The sequence below is a fragment of the Streptomyces durhamensis genome (genome assembly GCF_000725475.1).
GTDB lineage: Bacteria > Actinomycetota > Actinomycetes > Streptomycetales > Streptomycetaceae > Streptomyces > Streptomyces filipinensis.
This window is the reverse complement of sequence record NZ_JNXR01000018.1, coordinates 115,916-128,650: the sequence shown is the minus strand read 5'-3', so window position 1 is coordinate 128,650 and position 12,735 is coordinate 115,916. Positions and strand designations below refer to the sequence as shown.

Sequence of the window (12,735 nt, the reverse complement as noted above, 5' to 3'; positions counted from 1 at the left end):
GCCCCTGGGGCAGGGTCGAACGTCCCTGTCACCGGGCGGAAGGGTCCGCCCGGTGACGGAGGATGACATCGTGGACGACGACCTGCTCACCATCGGCGCGTTCGCCGCGCGGGCCCGGCTGTCGGCCAAGGCGCTGCGGCTGTACGACCGGCTCGGCCTGCTGGCCCCCGCGCATGTCGACGAGGCGACCGGCTACCGCTACTACCGCGCCGACCAGGTCGGCCGCGCCCGGCTCGTGGCCCTGCTGCGGCAGCTGGACATGCCGCTGGCCCGGATCGCCGAGGTGCTCGGGGCCGAGGGCGCCGAGGCCGCCGGCCGGCTGGCCGCCTACTGGGCGGACGTGGAGACCCGGGTGGCCGGGCAGCGGACCCTCGCCGAGTACCTCCGTGCACGGCTGTCGGGGAGGAGCTCCGAGATGTACGGGAAGTTCGTGATCGAGACCGTGGACGTGCCGGCCCAGGTGGTGATCACCGAGCGACGGCACACCCTGGCGGACGAGCTGCCGACGTGGATCGGCGCGTCGCTGGGCCGGCTGGAGGCGGCGGCCCGGGAGTGCGGCGGCATGACGGGGGCACCGTTCGTCGTCTACCACGCGGAGGTGTCGATGGAGAGCGACGGCCCGGCCGAGTCGTGCGTACCGGTGGCGGACGAGGCGGCGGCCCGGGCGTGGGCCGCCGAGCGGGCGCGGCCCTGGGAGACGACGGTACGGGTCGAGCCGGCGGCCCGGCTGGCCTACACCCGGATCACCAAGGCCCAGGTGGCCCACCCGCAGATCCTGGCCGCCTTCGAGGCGGTGGAGCAGTGGATGACGGGCGAGGGCCTTCGGATGGCCGGCCCGAGCCGTGAGGTCTACTTCGCGGACTGGGACGCGGCGGGCCCGCACGACCCGGTGTGCGACGTGGCGTTCCCGGTGCGGTGATCAGCCGGCACACCGGGACGTGACCGAGCCCTCTCGGCAAGGACGGCGACTGGTCGAGAGGGCTCTTCTGGTGGTGCTTGTGAAGTTGTTTTCGTCGGGGGTCTTTACGGACGAGGGTCAGGGACAGCCCCCTAGGCCTTGACCGAGGCCACGAAGGCGTTCCACGCGTCGGCGGGGAAGGCCAGGACCGGGCCCTGGAGGGCCTTGGAGTCGCGGACGGCGAGCTCGGTGGCGTCGGTGGGCGACTTGACCTCGACGCAGGCGCCGTTGCCCGCGGAATAGGAGGACTTCATCCACGTCTCCGAAGCGCCCTGAATCAGTGCCATGTCCACTCCTGTTGCGAGTTGCGGTGGTGCGGTTCACGCCAACCTTGTCGTCTGATTGGCGTGATCGACGCTACCGGGCAACTGGCTCTGCTGGAGTAGTCGTTCACTCAACCGGATGGCATATTCCAAGGGAGCCTTCCACTGAGGCGGACCGACGGTGTACGATCCGGCGCCCTCTGTGACAGCAGCTCATTCCGCGTACTGCTTGGCCACCTTCGCAATGTACTGTCGGGATTGCTCCACATTGAGGGACTGTGCCCGCAGATGCTCGTACATCACGGCGTACTTCTGCACGTCCTGGGCCTTCTCCAGGTACAGGTCGCTGGTGACGCCCTCCAGGTACACCACGCTGGAGTCGGCCGCGTCGGTGAACTCCAGGATCGCGTACTGCCCGTTGAGCCCCGGATGCGCGCCCACCTCGAACGGCAGGACCTGCACGGTGACGTGCGGCAGCTGCGACATCTCGATCAGGTGCTCCAGCTGCTCGCGCATCACCAGCTTGCTGCCGACGACCCGGCGCAGCGCCGCCTCGTCCAGCACCACCCACAGCCGCAGCGGGTTGGTCTCGGCGGTGATACGTTCCTGTCGGCGCATGCGGACCTGCACGCGCTTCTCGATCTCGGCGGTCGACGTCTCCGGCAACGCGCCCTGCACCAGGGCCTCCGCGTAGGCGCGGGTCTGGAGCAGACCCGTCACCAGCTGGGGTTCGTACACCCGCAGCGACTCGGCGTCCGTCTCCAGGCCGATGTAGACGCTGTAGGGGATGTCCCCGAAGGTGTGCCACCAGCCCTGCTGCCGCGAATCGCGCGCCATCTCCATCAGCGAGTCGACGATCCGCTGGTCCTCGACCTCGTACACCCCGCACAGGTCACGCACATCGCGCTGACTGATACTTCTGCGGCCGTTCTCCAGCCGGCTGATCTTCGACTGCGACACGAGCAGTCGCTCGGCCACTTCCTCGGCCGTCATGCCCTTGAGCTCGCGGAGCCTGCGCAGCTCCTGGCCCAGCCGGCGCCGCCTGACGGTGGGATTGACATTGGACGCCACGGGACGTGCACCTCCGGCTGCCTGCCTGTTGCTTGACACTTTCCGTATCTGCTGTTGAGCAGACTGCCACCAAGGTGCTTTCTACCGCTGGGAAATGGTGGATATGCGGCGCGTACGCGTCACTTCGCCACGGCTCGCCACCCGAAGGGGTGCCGGGACGCGGTCGAGCGGGGCGGTGAGACCCCGTGGAAGGATCTCACCGCCCCGCTCGGACCAGCGGCTCCCGAACCTGGTCGTGGGGACCGGGGGTACGGCTCAGTGGGCCACGGCGCGCGCCATGGACCCGCGGTGCGGCTGCATCGGAACCCCGCGTGCGGGTTCCGCCACGGCCCTGGCACCGGCCGCGCCCTGCCGACCGGTGGCGGCCGGTCCGCGGCGCGGCTGCGCCGCTGCACCGTTCTGCACGTCCATCACGGCGTGCGCGACAAGACCGCCCATCGGGTCATGCCGGATCAGATCCCGCAACCGGGACCGGGACGACCGTCCCTCGTTCCCCGGGTACAGGTGCTTGCCGAGTCCGACGGCGTGCGCCAGGGCGGCGAGCGCCGCGGTCCGCGGGTCCGGCGGTACGCCGGTGCGGATCGCGGAGTCCAGCCGGGCTCGGATCTCCCGGCTGATCTCGTTGTCCGTCGCCTGGTAGCGAGTCGTCGGCAGCACCCCGCACATCTGACCGGCCACGGCATGCACCATGCCGCACCGCTCCAGATGCGAGAGGTAGGTCTGACGGAGCCCCAGCCGAGGCCCGCCGATCCAGTGAACAGCCCGCACGGGAGCGCCACGACGCCGCAGCAACTCCAACGCGCAGTCCAAAGTCGGATCTCCAGTCGGCCGTGGCACCACCACGGCGATACGATCCCCGTCTGGGGCTATCCGTCCGGCCAGCGCCAGCTCCACTAGCTGTGCACCGGCCAGACCGAGGTCGAGCGACTGCGGCTGCGCAGTGGTACCCGTGGCCGGGTCCAGTGCCAGCAGCAGAAGCTCCTCCGGAAGTGTTCTGCGGCTCCTGCCCATCCATGCCTCCCCGCGTGGATGAATGACAGGGTGACCCCTCTCACATTGGTCTGTCGAGGGTGCGTGACCGGTTCATGAGGGAACCGGCAGGTATGTCGTTCTCGTCTACCGCAGGGGCCAAGCCCTCACACAGGACACTGGTACATGGTTCGGACAGGGCGCGCGCGTGGGCGTGCGGCGCATGGAGGAGGCATCGGTGGCGGGCGAGTCCCCCGACAGGTCGAAGCAGCGTCAGTCGTCGGCAGAACCGACGTCGGGGAACGCGGGTACGGTTCCCGAGGCCCGCGATCCGCGCCTCGCGGTCTCCCGCGAAAAGGATTCCGCGCCGGGCGGCGTGGACACGGCGACGAAGATCCTGTCGGTGCGCGACGCGAAGCCCGGCGCACCGGAACCCGAGCCCCGGGAGACCCCCGAGGAGGACACCGCCCTCCGCGAGGCGGTCTCGGCCTGGGTACGCACCGCGGCACCGGAGAAGAAGCAGACGGCCGAGACCCCGAAGAGGGAGTCCGCCCCCGAGGCCGACGCGGACGCGGACGCGGACGCGGAGTCGAACACCGGTCAGAAGACGCCCGAGAACGCCGACAAGGCCGACGCGAACGCAAACCGGGAGAAGCCGAACCCCGAGGCGGAGACGGACTCTGACCCCGCCTCGGCCACGAAGACGGACACGGATTCCAAGGCCGACGCCGCTGCGGCCGACGTGCCCCCGGAGGCCACGCCGAAGACCGACTCGGACGCGAAACCCGACGCGGACGCGAAGGCCGACTCGGACGCGAAGGCCGACTCGGAGGCGAAGGCCGACTCGGACGGCGACACCGAGGCGGGCCCGGAGCCTGAGGCGAAGTCCGAGGCGAAGTCCGAGGCGAACGCGCAGGCCGACGTGGACGGTGACGCCGAGGCGGGCCCGGAGGACGCCGAAGGCGAAGCCGAGGCGGAGGGGGCCGAGGACGGGCCCGAGGACGCCGACGGCGAGGACACCCCGCAGGGGCCACCCGCAGCCGACGACGAAACCCGCACGGGTGGTGCGGGTGGGAACGAGAACCCCGCCGAAGGCGAAGCCGAGGCGGGGGAGGCCGATGAGGCCCCGCAGGACCCCGCGCCCGTGGACCAGCCCACCACCGTCTTCAAGGCGATATCGCCCAAGCCGGCCCCGCAGGTCGACCAGCCCACGACCATGCTCAAGCTCGGCAGCAAGCCCCCCGCCCCGAAGACCCCCGGCACCCCCGAGACCCCCAAGACTCCCAAGACCCCCAAGACGCCCGAGTCCGACGCCGAACGCACCAGCAAGTTCGTCGCGCTCAAGAACGACATGGCACCGGCCACCAAGCCCGCCGCCAGGCCCACCACCAAGCCGGCCGCCAAGCCGGACGCCACCACCCCCGTCCCCCAGGTCGGCCCCGAGCGCACCACCCAGCAGCCGCTCCCGCCGAAGCCCCCGCTGGACCTCCTGGCGGAGCTGACGAACACGCCGCCGCCCCCGGAGACCCCGGTCCGCACGCTGGTACGCCGGGTCAAGATCTGGACCCCCCTGGTCCTGCTCCTGGTGATCATCTTCGCGGTCGTACAGGCGATGCGCCCGCTGCCGTCGCCCACCCTGTCGCTCACCGCCAAGGACAGCTACACGTTCGACGGCACGACGAACCTGCCGTGGCCGGGCGAAGGCCAGGGCTGGATGGACGTCGACGGCATCGGCTCGATGGGCCACTTCGGCAAGCAGACCCCCGCGGCCATCGGCTCGGTCGCCAAGACCATGACCTCCTACATCATCCTCCGGGACCACCCGCTCAAGCCGGGCCAGGAAGGCCCGAGGATCAAGGTGGACCCGCAGGCGGAGAAGGAGGGCGGCTACGACAAGAGCGGCGGCGAGTCCACGCTCAACACCGTCAAGGCCGGCCAGTACCTCACCGAGAAGCAGGCCCTGTCGGCGGTCATGATCCCCTCCGCCAACAACATCGCGCGGCTGCTCGCGCGCTGGGACGCGGGCTCGGAGGCGGCGTTCGTGAAGAAGATGAACGCGACCGCCAGGGAACTGGGGATGACCCACACGACGTACACGGACCCCTCGGGCCTGAGGGAGACGACCGTCTCCACGGCCGAGGACCAGGTGAAGCTCGGCCGCGCGGTCGTCAAGAACCCCGCGCTGGTCGCCATCACCAGCGCGGCCAGCTGGACGGACCCCACCGGCCACAACTGGAACAACGTGAACGACCTGCCGTACCTGATCGGCGCGATCGGCATCAAGACCGGCAGCACCACCGCGGCCGGCGGCAATCTGCTCTTCGCCTCCCGCAAGCAGGTCGGCGGCCAGACGGTGACGATCGTCGGCGCGATCCTCGGCCAGCACCAGGGCACGTCGATCCTCAAGACGGTCAACAGGGTCAGCAAGACCGCGCTGCTCGCCGCGCAGGACGCGTTGACCTCGTCGAAGATCCTGAAGAAGGGCACGGTGGTCGGCTACGTGGACGACCGGCTCGGCGGCCACACCCCGATCGTGCTCACCAAGGACGTCACGGCCGTCGGCTGGGCGGGCCTGAAGGTGAAGCTGTCCTTCGCCTCGGACGAGGTGCCGCACACGGCGAAGGCCGGAACCCAGGTGGGCATGCTCACCGTGGGTGACGGTACGGTCGGCGCGGTCAAGGCCCCCGTGGCCCTGCAGAAGGATCTGGCACAGCCCGGATTCGGCGCCAAGCTGACCCGCCTGGGCTGATCGCACCACCGCCCGCCCACCCCGCGCACCCCGCCGACGGCGGCCCCACCCGGGAGCCCCTCGGCGGGGTGCGTGCTAGCGTCACGAATCGGGGCAGGTCGTCGGTCACGGGACATGACCGCGAACCGAACGGGAAGCGGCCGGGAAGACCAGGGAACCCGGCCCTGAACAGAAGCGGCCGGGAAGACCACGGACCACGGCCGAGAACAGAAGACGGGACACGGGGAGTGCCTTCAGGTGGCCACAGTGGAGCCGACACGCGCCGACGACGCCGAGCCGGGCTCGGGATCCGGCCCGCGAATACGTCTGTCCACAGCTGACCGGGAGGGTCGCGACGACCTCCCCGCCGGCCGCACCGGCCTGCCGGACGGCCCTGCCGCCGGCGATCGCCCCGACGTACGCCCGCGTGGGCTCGCGGGCCTCCTGGCCGCCGCCGAACCCCTGCGGCAGCGGCTGCTCAGACACCCCGTGCTGTCGATGACGGCCCTCGCGGGCGTCCTGCACATCATCTGGTTCTTCACGTTCGCGAACAGCGGTGGCGATCTCGCGGCCCAGGACGCCTGGGCGGAGTTCGTCGGCCGGCACCCGGACTCGGCGTACAACCTCGCCTGGTACGGCGGTATGCACCCGGTGTCGTACAGCGTGGTGTCGCCGTATCTGATGGCCGTCCTCGGCGTCCGTACGACGATGATGATCGCCGGGACCGTCTCGGCGGGCCTGCTGACCCTGGTCCTGATCCGCAGCCGGGCGGTGCGGAACCCGCTGTGGGTCTCCCTCGCCGGGGTCTTCGCGCTGCTGTGCAACGCGATCTCGGGCCGGGTGACCTTCGGTCTCGGCACCATGTTCGCGCTCGGCGCCGTCGCGGCCGTCTTCTGCTGGCCGTACCGGTGGCGGTACAAACGCTGGGCGAAGGCGGCGGTGGCCGCTCCCCTGGCCGGGCTGTCCACCATGGCCTCGCCCGTCTCGGGGCTGTTCGTGGGCCTGGTCGCGGCCGCGCTGTTCCTGCAGAAGCGGCGGCCGGGCGCCTGGGCGCTGGGGCTCGCCCCGACGGCGGTGGTGGCCGCCTCGTACTTCCTCTTCCCGTTCTCCGGCACCCAGCCGATGACGTTCGGCTCGGTGATCCTGCCGCTGCTGTACGGCCTGCTGTGCCTGTTCCTGGTCCCCAGGGAGTGGGTGACGGTCCGGCTGACGGCCGCCGTCTACAGCCTCGGCGTGGTCCTGGTGTGGCTGATCAACTCGCAGATCGGCTCGAACATCTCCCGTCTGCCCATGCTGTTCGCGGGTGCGACGCTGCTGGCGGCGCTGCCGTTCACGGTGCGCAAGTCGCGCAAGTGGTACGCGGCCGTGCTGGCCCTGCTCGGCTTCGCCGGCTGGATCGGCTTCAAGACGGTGGACGACATCATGCACACGACCCCGGCCGCGTCCTGGGCCCGGGAGCTCGCCCCGCTCGTCCACCAGCTGCAGCGGGCCGGCGCCGAGAAGGGCCGCGTCGAGGTCGTCCCGGCCCGCTCGCACCGGGAGGCGTCCGCGCTCGCGCCGTACGTCAACCTGGCGCGCGGCTGGAACCGGCAGGCCGACATGGAGCGCAACCCCCTGTTCTACGACGACACCCTCAACTCGGCGAACTACCACGAGTGGCTCCAGCGCTGGGCCATCCACTTCGTCGTCCTGCCGAAGGACGACCCGGACGGCGACGGCGGCGAGCGTGAGGTGCAGCTGCTGCGGCGCGGGATGCCGTATCTGAAACAGGTCTGGGGCGACGCCAACTGGCAGCTGTTCCAGGTGACCGATCCGACGCCGCTCGCCGAGCCCGACGCGGTGGTGGACCACGCCGGGCAGGGCGAGATGACGCTCCGGGTGCGCAAGGCCGGGCGGATCCTGATCAGGATCCCGTACTCGCCGTGGCTGAGCGTCGTCGACGAGCACGGCAAGAGCCTGAAGGCGCCGCAGCCGGTCTCCTCCGGTACGCCGAAGAAGTACCGGAACGTCAACGGGTGTCTGATGGAGACCCCGCAGGACGCGAACGGGGACAAGTGGACCGAGTTGCTCGCGCCGAAGGCGGGGACCTACCGGCTGGCCGCGCCCTACCAGCTGCCGCGCGGTACGCCGTGCCCGGACGAGCTGAAGTGAGGCCCCGCCGCCCGCTACGCCGGTCCGCGTAGTTCGGCGACGTGGGCATCGGTGCCGGGGACGGTCGGGACGAACGGGGCCACCAGCTCCACCCGGCCGAGCCCGGCGTCGGACACGTCCGTGTCCAGCCCGGTGAAGTGCTCCGACCAGCACTCCCTCGGGTCGGCCTCCAGGAACCACAGCAGGGTCAGCCGGGTGTCCACGCCCTCGACCTGGCGGACGTAGGTCATGCGGTCGCCGGGCAGCGGGGTGGGGCGGAACACGGTCACCATCGCGGCCGGGGAGCCCGACACCCGCTTCGGCAGGTGCCGGCCGCGCAGCCAGCGCAGCAGCTCGGCCCGCTGCCCGGCCGACTCGCTGTCGATCACCTCCAGCACCAGCCCGGCGTACGGGTGGTCGAGGGCGTGGAAGTCCCGGGGGCCGGCCGCGCCGTCCCGGTAGACCGTCGTCTCGTGGTCCTGGAAGGCCGTGAAGACGTGGGTGCGGTCGTGGTAGACGCGGGCGTCACGGTTCAGGCGCTGGTTGATGGCGACGGTCCACTTCATGTGGTCGTCGTAGCGGCCGTCGGTGATCCAGTAGGTGGAGAGGTAGCAGCCGGCGGTGACCGGCTGGGCGACCGCCGACTCCTCCGGGTGGCGCAGCAGCTGCAGGTCCCTGGTGGCGACCCAGCGGCGGCCCGCGTACATCCAGGGCATGGCCATCGCGCCGGCGTAGTAGTGGTCGTCCTCGTACCAGCGGTTGTAGGCGTACTCGTGGCCGGGGTGCGGCTCCACCATGGTGATCAGCGCGTGGCCGGGGCGCACGCCGTACGGTCCTACGGCGGCCAGCTCGGCGTACAGCTCGCTGCGGGTCTCGTCGCTCATACGGTTCCCCTTTCCTGCGACGGCCCATACTCTGACGCCCCGTCAGATGAAGCGCCATACCGCGGGAGGCACCGATGTCCCTGCTCGCAGGCAGGACTGTCGTCGTATCGGGAGTGGGCGCCGGGCTCGGCCATCAGGTCGCCGCGGCCGTCGTACGGGACGGCGGGAACGCGGTGCTCGGGGCCCGCACCGAGGCGAACCTCGCCAGGAGCGCGGCGGAGATCGACCCGGACGGCACGCGGACGGCGTACCGGCCGACGGACATCACCGACGAGGGCCAGTGCGCGGCGCTGGCGGAGCTGGCGCGGGACCGGTTCGGCGGCGTCGACGCGGTGGTGCACGTGGCCGCCTGGGACTCGCACTTCGGCGGGCTGCAGGACGCGGACTTCGCGACCTGGCAGTCGGTCATGGACGTGAACCTGCTCGGCACCCTGCGGATGACCCGGGCGTGTCTGCCGGCGCTCAGGGCGGGTGGGGGCGGCTCGGTGGTCTTCGTCGGGACACAGTCGGCCGTCGCCGCGCCCTCCCAGGTGAGGCAGGCCGCGTACGCCGCCTCGAAGGGGGCGCTGACCAGCGCGATGTACTCGCTGGCGCGGGAACTGGGGCCGTACCGGATCCGGGTCAACACCGTGCTGCCGGGCTGGATGTGGGGACCGCCGGTGCAGGCCTACGTCCAGTTCACGGCGCAGACGGAAGGAGTGGCGGAGGCGGAGGTGCTGGGGCGGCTGACGGAGCGGATGGCACTGCCGGAGCTGGCGACGGACGGGGATGTGGCGGACGCGGCGGTGTTCCTGTCGTCGGACCGCTCGCGCGCCATCACCGGGCAGTCCCTGCTGGTCAACGCGGGAGAACTGATGCGCTGACGCCCCTCGCGCGCCCCGCCCTGCTGTTCATATGAGTGAACAGAGGTCATCAAGTCGAACGATTTTGCCGTGACTTGACCTCACCCTTGCTTGTCGCGTTCATGTGAACACACCCACGATCGAGTACATGAACAGTCTCGACTGGGCCGTGCTCATCGGCTACTTCGGCGTGATGGTCGCGATCGGCGTCTGGTCGCACAAGCGCGTGGACAACGTCTCCGACTTCTTCACGGCCGGCGGCAAGATGCCCTGGTGGCTCTCCGGCATCTCGCACCACATGTCGGGCTACAGCGCGGTCATGTTCACGGGGTACGCGGGTATCGCCTACACCTACGGCGTCACCTCCTTCGTCACCTGGTCCTTCCCCATCGCGCTCGGCATCGCCATCGGGTCACGGCTGTTCGCGCCGCGCATCAACCGACTGCGCTCCCGGCTCCATGTGGCCTCCCCGCTGGAGTACCTGAAGGACCGCTACGACCTCCCCACGCAGCAGGCGCTCGCCTGGTCGGGGATGCTGCTGAAGATCGTGGACGTCGGCGCCAAGTGGGCGGCCATCGCCACCCTGTTGTCGGTGTTCACCGGTGTCACCCTGAACCAGGGCATCCTCATCACCGGCGCGATCACGGCCATGTACTGCACGATCGGCGGTCTGTGGGCGGACGCGCTGACCGAACTCGGGCAGTTCGTCATCCAGTTGCTGGCCGGTGTCTCGATGTTCGTGGCCGTCGTCCTGAAACTGGGCGACCGGCACATCGGCTTCCTCGACGCCTGGAACCAGCCCGCGCTGCACGGTCATGGCAAGCCGCTGGTCGGCCCCTACGGCACGGTGTTCCTGCTCGCCTTCCTCTTCATCAAGCTCTTCGAGTACAACGGCGGCATGCTCAACCAGGCGCAGCGCTACATGGCCACGGGCAGCGCGTACGCGGCCGAGCGCGGGGCCCGGCTGTCGGCGGTCCTGTGGCTGGTCTGGCCGGTGGTCCTGTTCTTCCCCATGTGGATGTCCCCGCTCCTGGTCCACGCCCGGAAGCCGGACGGCTCCGACTCCTACGGCCTGATGACCGAACAGCTCCTGCCGCACGGTCTGCTGGGCCTGGTCGTCGTCGGCTTCTTCTCCCACACGATGGCCATGTGCTCCTCCGACGCGAACGCGATCGCGGCGGTGTTCACGCGGGACGTGGCGCCGGTGCTGTCCTCCCGCGCGCGGGCCTGGGGGCAGCGGTCGGGGCTGATCGCGGCCCGCGTCACGACGGTGGTCTTCCTGGCGCTGTCCATGGCGGTGGCCACACAGGTCAACTCCCCCGCCTTCAAGGACATCATCACGGTGGTCATCAAGTGGGTGGCCGGCCTGATGGGCCCGATCGCCATCCCGATGATGCTGGGCCTGCTCCGCCCGTTCCGCCGCTCCGGCCCGACGGCGGCGCTGACCGGCTGGGCGGCGGGCCTGCTGGCGTTCTGGCTGGTGCACTACCCCATCAGCTGGAGCGTCTCCGGCGGGGTGTCCCTGCAGTACCAGGTCTCGGTACCGCTCGCGGTGTCCCTGGTCCTGTACATCGTGATCGGGTACGTGCGGCCCGAGGACACGCCCGAACGGCTGGCCGTCATCGAGAAGGTCAACACCGACGGGGACGCGGTGACGGCGGTGCCGGTCCCCGCGGGTGCGGGCGACGACGTGGTGGGGGCGCCGTAGGCGGGTACGGGGCTCACGCCCGCGGATACCGGGCCAGCCAGCCCGGCGACGACCCGGCGGGACCGTGGAGCGCCGGGCCCTGGGTCATCTCCATCGCAAAGTCATCCGCGAGTTCCAGCACCGTCGGACGGCCCTCCAGCTCCGCCAGCCAGGCCGGCGGGAGGGCCGTCTCGCCGTGCAGGGCGCCCAGCAGCCCGCCGGTCAGCGCGCCCGCCGCCGCCGACGGCCCGCCCTGGTTCACCGCCAGGCACAGCCCGTGCCGCACGTCCTCGCCGACCAGCGCGCAGTACACGGACGCCGCCAGCAGCCCGTCCGCCGTGCCGTCGCCGGCCAGCTCCTCCACCCGGGTGGGGCCAGGGATCCCCTGCCGCACCGCGCCGAGGGCGTGCTGCAGGGCGTCCGAGACGGGCTGGTGGCCCGGCCGGGCGGCGAGCAGGGCGAGGGCCCGCTGCACGGCGCCGTCCAGGCTCTCGCCCCGGGCCAGCGCATGCACGATCACGGCGTACGCGCCCGCCGACAGGTAGGCGATGGGGTGCCCGTGGCTCTGGGCCGCGCACTCCACCGCCAGCTGCGCGACCAGCTGCGGCTCCCAGCCGACCAGCAGCCCGAAGGGCCCGGAGCGGGCCACCGCCTCCGGCCCCAGCTCGCCGGGGTTCTTCGGTGACTCCAGCGTGCCCATGGTCTCGTCGCCGAACCCGATGAGCAGCGCCCGGGTGGGATCCCGGCGGGCGTACAGCCACTCCTCCCGCGCGAGCCAGCCGTCGTCCTTGCGGCGCTCGTCGGGCCCCCAGTCCCGCTGGGTGGCCGCCCAGCGCAGGTACGCCCGGTGCAGATCGGTCGGCGGATGCCAGGCCCCGGTGTCCCGCCGTACCTGGGCGCGTATCAGGCCGTCCACGGTGAACAGCGTGAGCTGGGTGTGGTGGGTGACCGTGCCGCGCCGCCCGTGCCCGAACGCCAGGTCGAGCAGTCCCTCGGGGCCGTATGCGGCCCGGATCTCCTCCAGGGACAGCGGATCGGCGGGCCCGCCCAGTGCGTCGCCCACGGCGGCCCCGAGCAGGGTGCCGCGCACCCTGCTGCGGAAGTCCTGCTGTTCGGATCGGCCCCAGACGGCGCCGGACATCGCACCCACCCAGACCTCCTCACGGCGCCGTCCGTCCGTACGACGCTAGGCACTGTAATCGA

10 protein-coding genes are annotated in these 12,735 nt (G+C 71.1%); 5 read left to right on the top strand and 5 right to left on the bottom strand.

Annotated elements, in window-relative coordinates:
• Positions 1-52: 52 nt before the first annotated feature.
• Positions 53-919 carry a MerR family transcriptional regulator gene (locus tag IO33_RS0126770; RefSeq protein WP_031169465.1) on the top strand — a complete coding sequence of 289 codons (867 nt, stop codon included), beginning with the start codon at positions 53-55 and terminating at the stop codon, positions 917-919.
• Positions 920-1,050: 131 nt separating this feature from the next.
• On the opposite strand, the gene IO33_RS0126765 is transcribed toward IO33_RS0126770, so the two are convergent.
• The 3 genes from IO33_RS0126765 to IO33_RS0126755 form a co-directional block, all read right to left on the bottom strand.
• Positions 1,051-1,245, bottom strand: a complete 195-nt coding sequence (locus IO33_RS0126765; RefSeq protein ID WP_031169463.1) for a DUF397 domain-containing protein — start codon at positions 1,243-1,245, stop codon at positions 1,051-1,053.
• A gap of 189 nt (positions 1,246-1,434) precedes the next feature.
• On the bottom strand, positions 1,435-2,292 hold the full coding sequence (locus IO33_RS0126760; RefSeq protein ID WP_031169461.1) for a helix-turn-helix domain-containing protein: 858 nt from the start codon (positions 2,290-2,292) through the stop codon (positions 1,435-1,437).
• Between the two features lie 255 nt (positions 2,293-2,547).
• Positions 2,548-3,303, bottom strand: a complete 756-nt coding sequence (locus IO33_RS0126755) for a GOLPH3/VPS74 family protein (RefSeq protein WP_031169459.1) — start codon at positions 3,301-3,303, stop codon at positions 2,548-2,550.
• Between the two features lie 181 nt (positions 3,304-3,484).
• Between IO33_RS0126755 and IO33_RS0126750 the strand changes: the two genes are divergently transcribed.
• The gene (locus IO33_RS0126750; RefSeq protein WP_051926994.1) at positions 3,485-6,010 is read left to right on the top strand and encodes a D-alanyl-D-alanine carboxypeptidase; all 2,526 of its coding nucleotides are present in this window, start codon (positions 3,485-3,487) and stop codon (positions 6,008-6,010) included.
• 237 nt (positions 6,011-6,247) lie between these two features.
• Complete coding sequence (locus IO33_RS0126745; protein ID WP_031169456.1) at positions 6,248-8,140, top strand: hypothetical protein; 1,893 nt, start codon at positions 6,248-6,250, stop codon at positions 8,138-8,140.
• A 14-nt stretch (positions 8,141-8,154) separates the two neighbouring features.
• On the opposite strand, the gene IO33_RS0126740 is transcribed toward IO33_RS0126745, so the two are convergent.
• Positions 8,155-9,003, bottom strand: a complete 849-nt coding sequence (locus tag IO33_RS0126740) for a hypothetical protein (RefSeq protein WP_031169455.1) — start codon at positions 9,001-9,003, stop codon at positions 8,155-8,157.
• A gap of 74 nt (positions 9,004-9,077) precedes the next feature.
• Between IO33_RS0126740 and IO33_RS0126735 the strand changes: the two genes are divergently transcribed.
• Positions 9,078-9,866, top strand: a complete 789-nt coding sequence (locus IO33_RS0126735; RefSeq protein ID WP_031169454.1) for an SDR family oxidoreductase — start codon at positions 9,078-9,080, stop codon at positions 9,864-9,866.
• Positions 9,867-9,993: 127 nt separating this feature from the next.
• Positions 9,994-11,553, top strand: a complete 1,560-nt coding sequence (locus IO33_RS0126730; protein WP_031169452.1) for a sodium:solute symporter family protein — start codon at positions 9,994-9,996, stop codon at positions 11,551-11,553.
• A gap of 13 nt (positions 11,554-11,566) precedes the next feature.
• Here the strand turns inward: IO33_RS0126730 and IO33_RS0126725 are convergent, their stop codons facing one another.
• The gene (locus IO33_RS0126725; RefSeq protein ID WP_031169450.1) at positions 11,567-12,682 is read right to left on the bottom strand and encodes an ADP-ribosylglycohydrolase family protein; all 1,116 of its coding nucleotides are present in this window, start codon (positions 12,680-12,682) and stop codon (positions 11,567-11,569) included.
• Positions 12,683-12,735: the final 53 nt, after the last annotated feature.

Coding starts and splice junctions, on each gene's coding strand:
- IO33_RS0126730 (WP_031169452.1), top strand. CDS start 9,994: ATGAACAGTCTCGACTGGGCCGTGCTCATCGGCTACTTCGGCGTGATG.
- IO33_RS0126765 (WP_031169463.1), bottom strand. CDS start 1,245: ATGGCACTGATTCAGGGCGCTTCGGAGACGTGGATGAAGTCCTCCTAT.
- IO33_RS0126740 (WP_031169455.1), bottom strand. CDS start 9,003: ATGAGCGACGAGACCCGCAGCGAGCTGTACGCCGAGCTGGCCGCCGTA.
- IO33_RS0126735 (WP_031169454.1), top strand. CDS start 9,078: ATGTCCCTGCTCGCAGGCAGGACTGTCGTCGTATCGGGAGTGGGCGCC.
- IO33_RS0126750 (WP_051926994.1), top strand. CDS start 3,485: ATGGAGGAGGCATCGGTGGCGGGCGAGTCCCCCGACAGGTCGAAGCAG.
- IO33_RS0126755 (WP_031169459.1), bottom strand. CDS start 3,303: ATGGGCAGGAGCCGCAGAACACTTCCGGAGGAGCTTCTGCTGCTGGCA.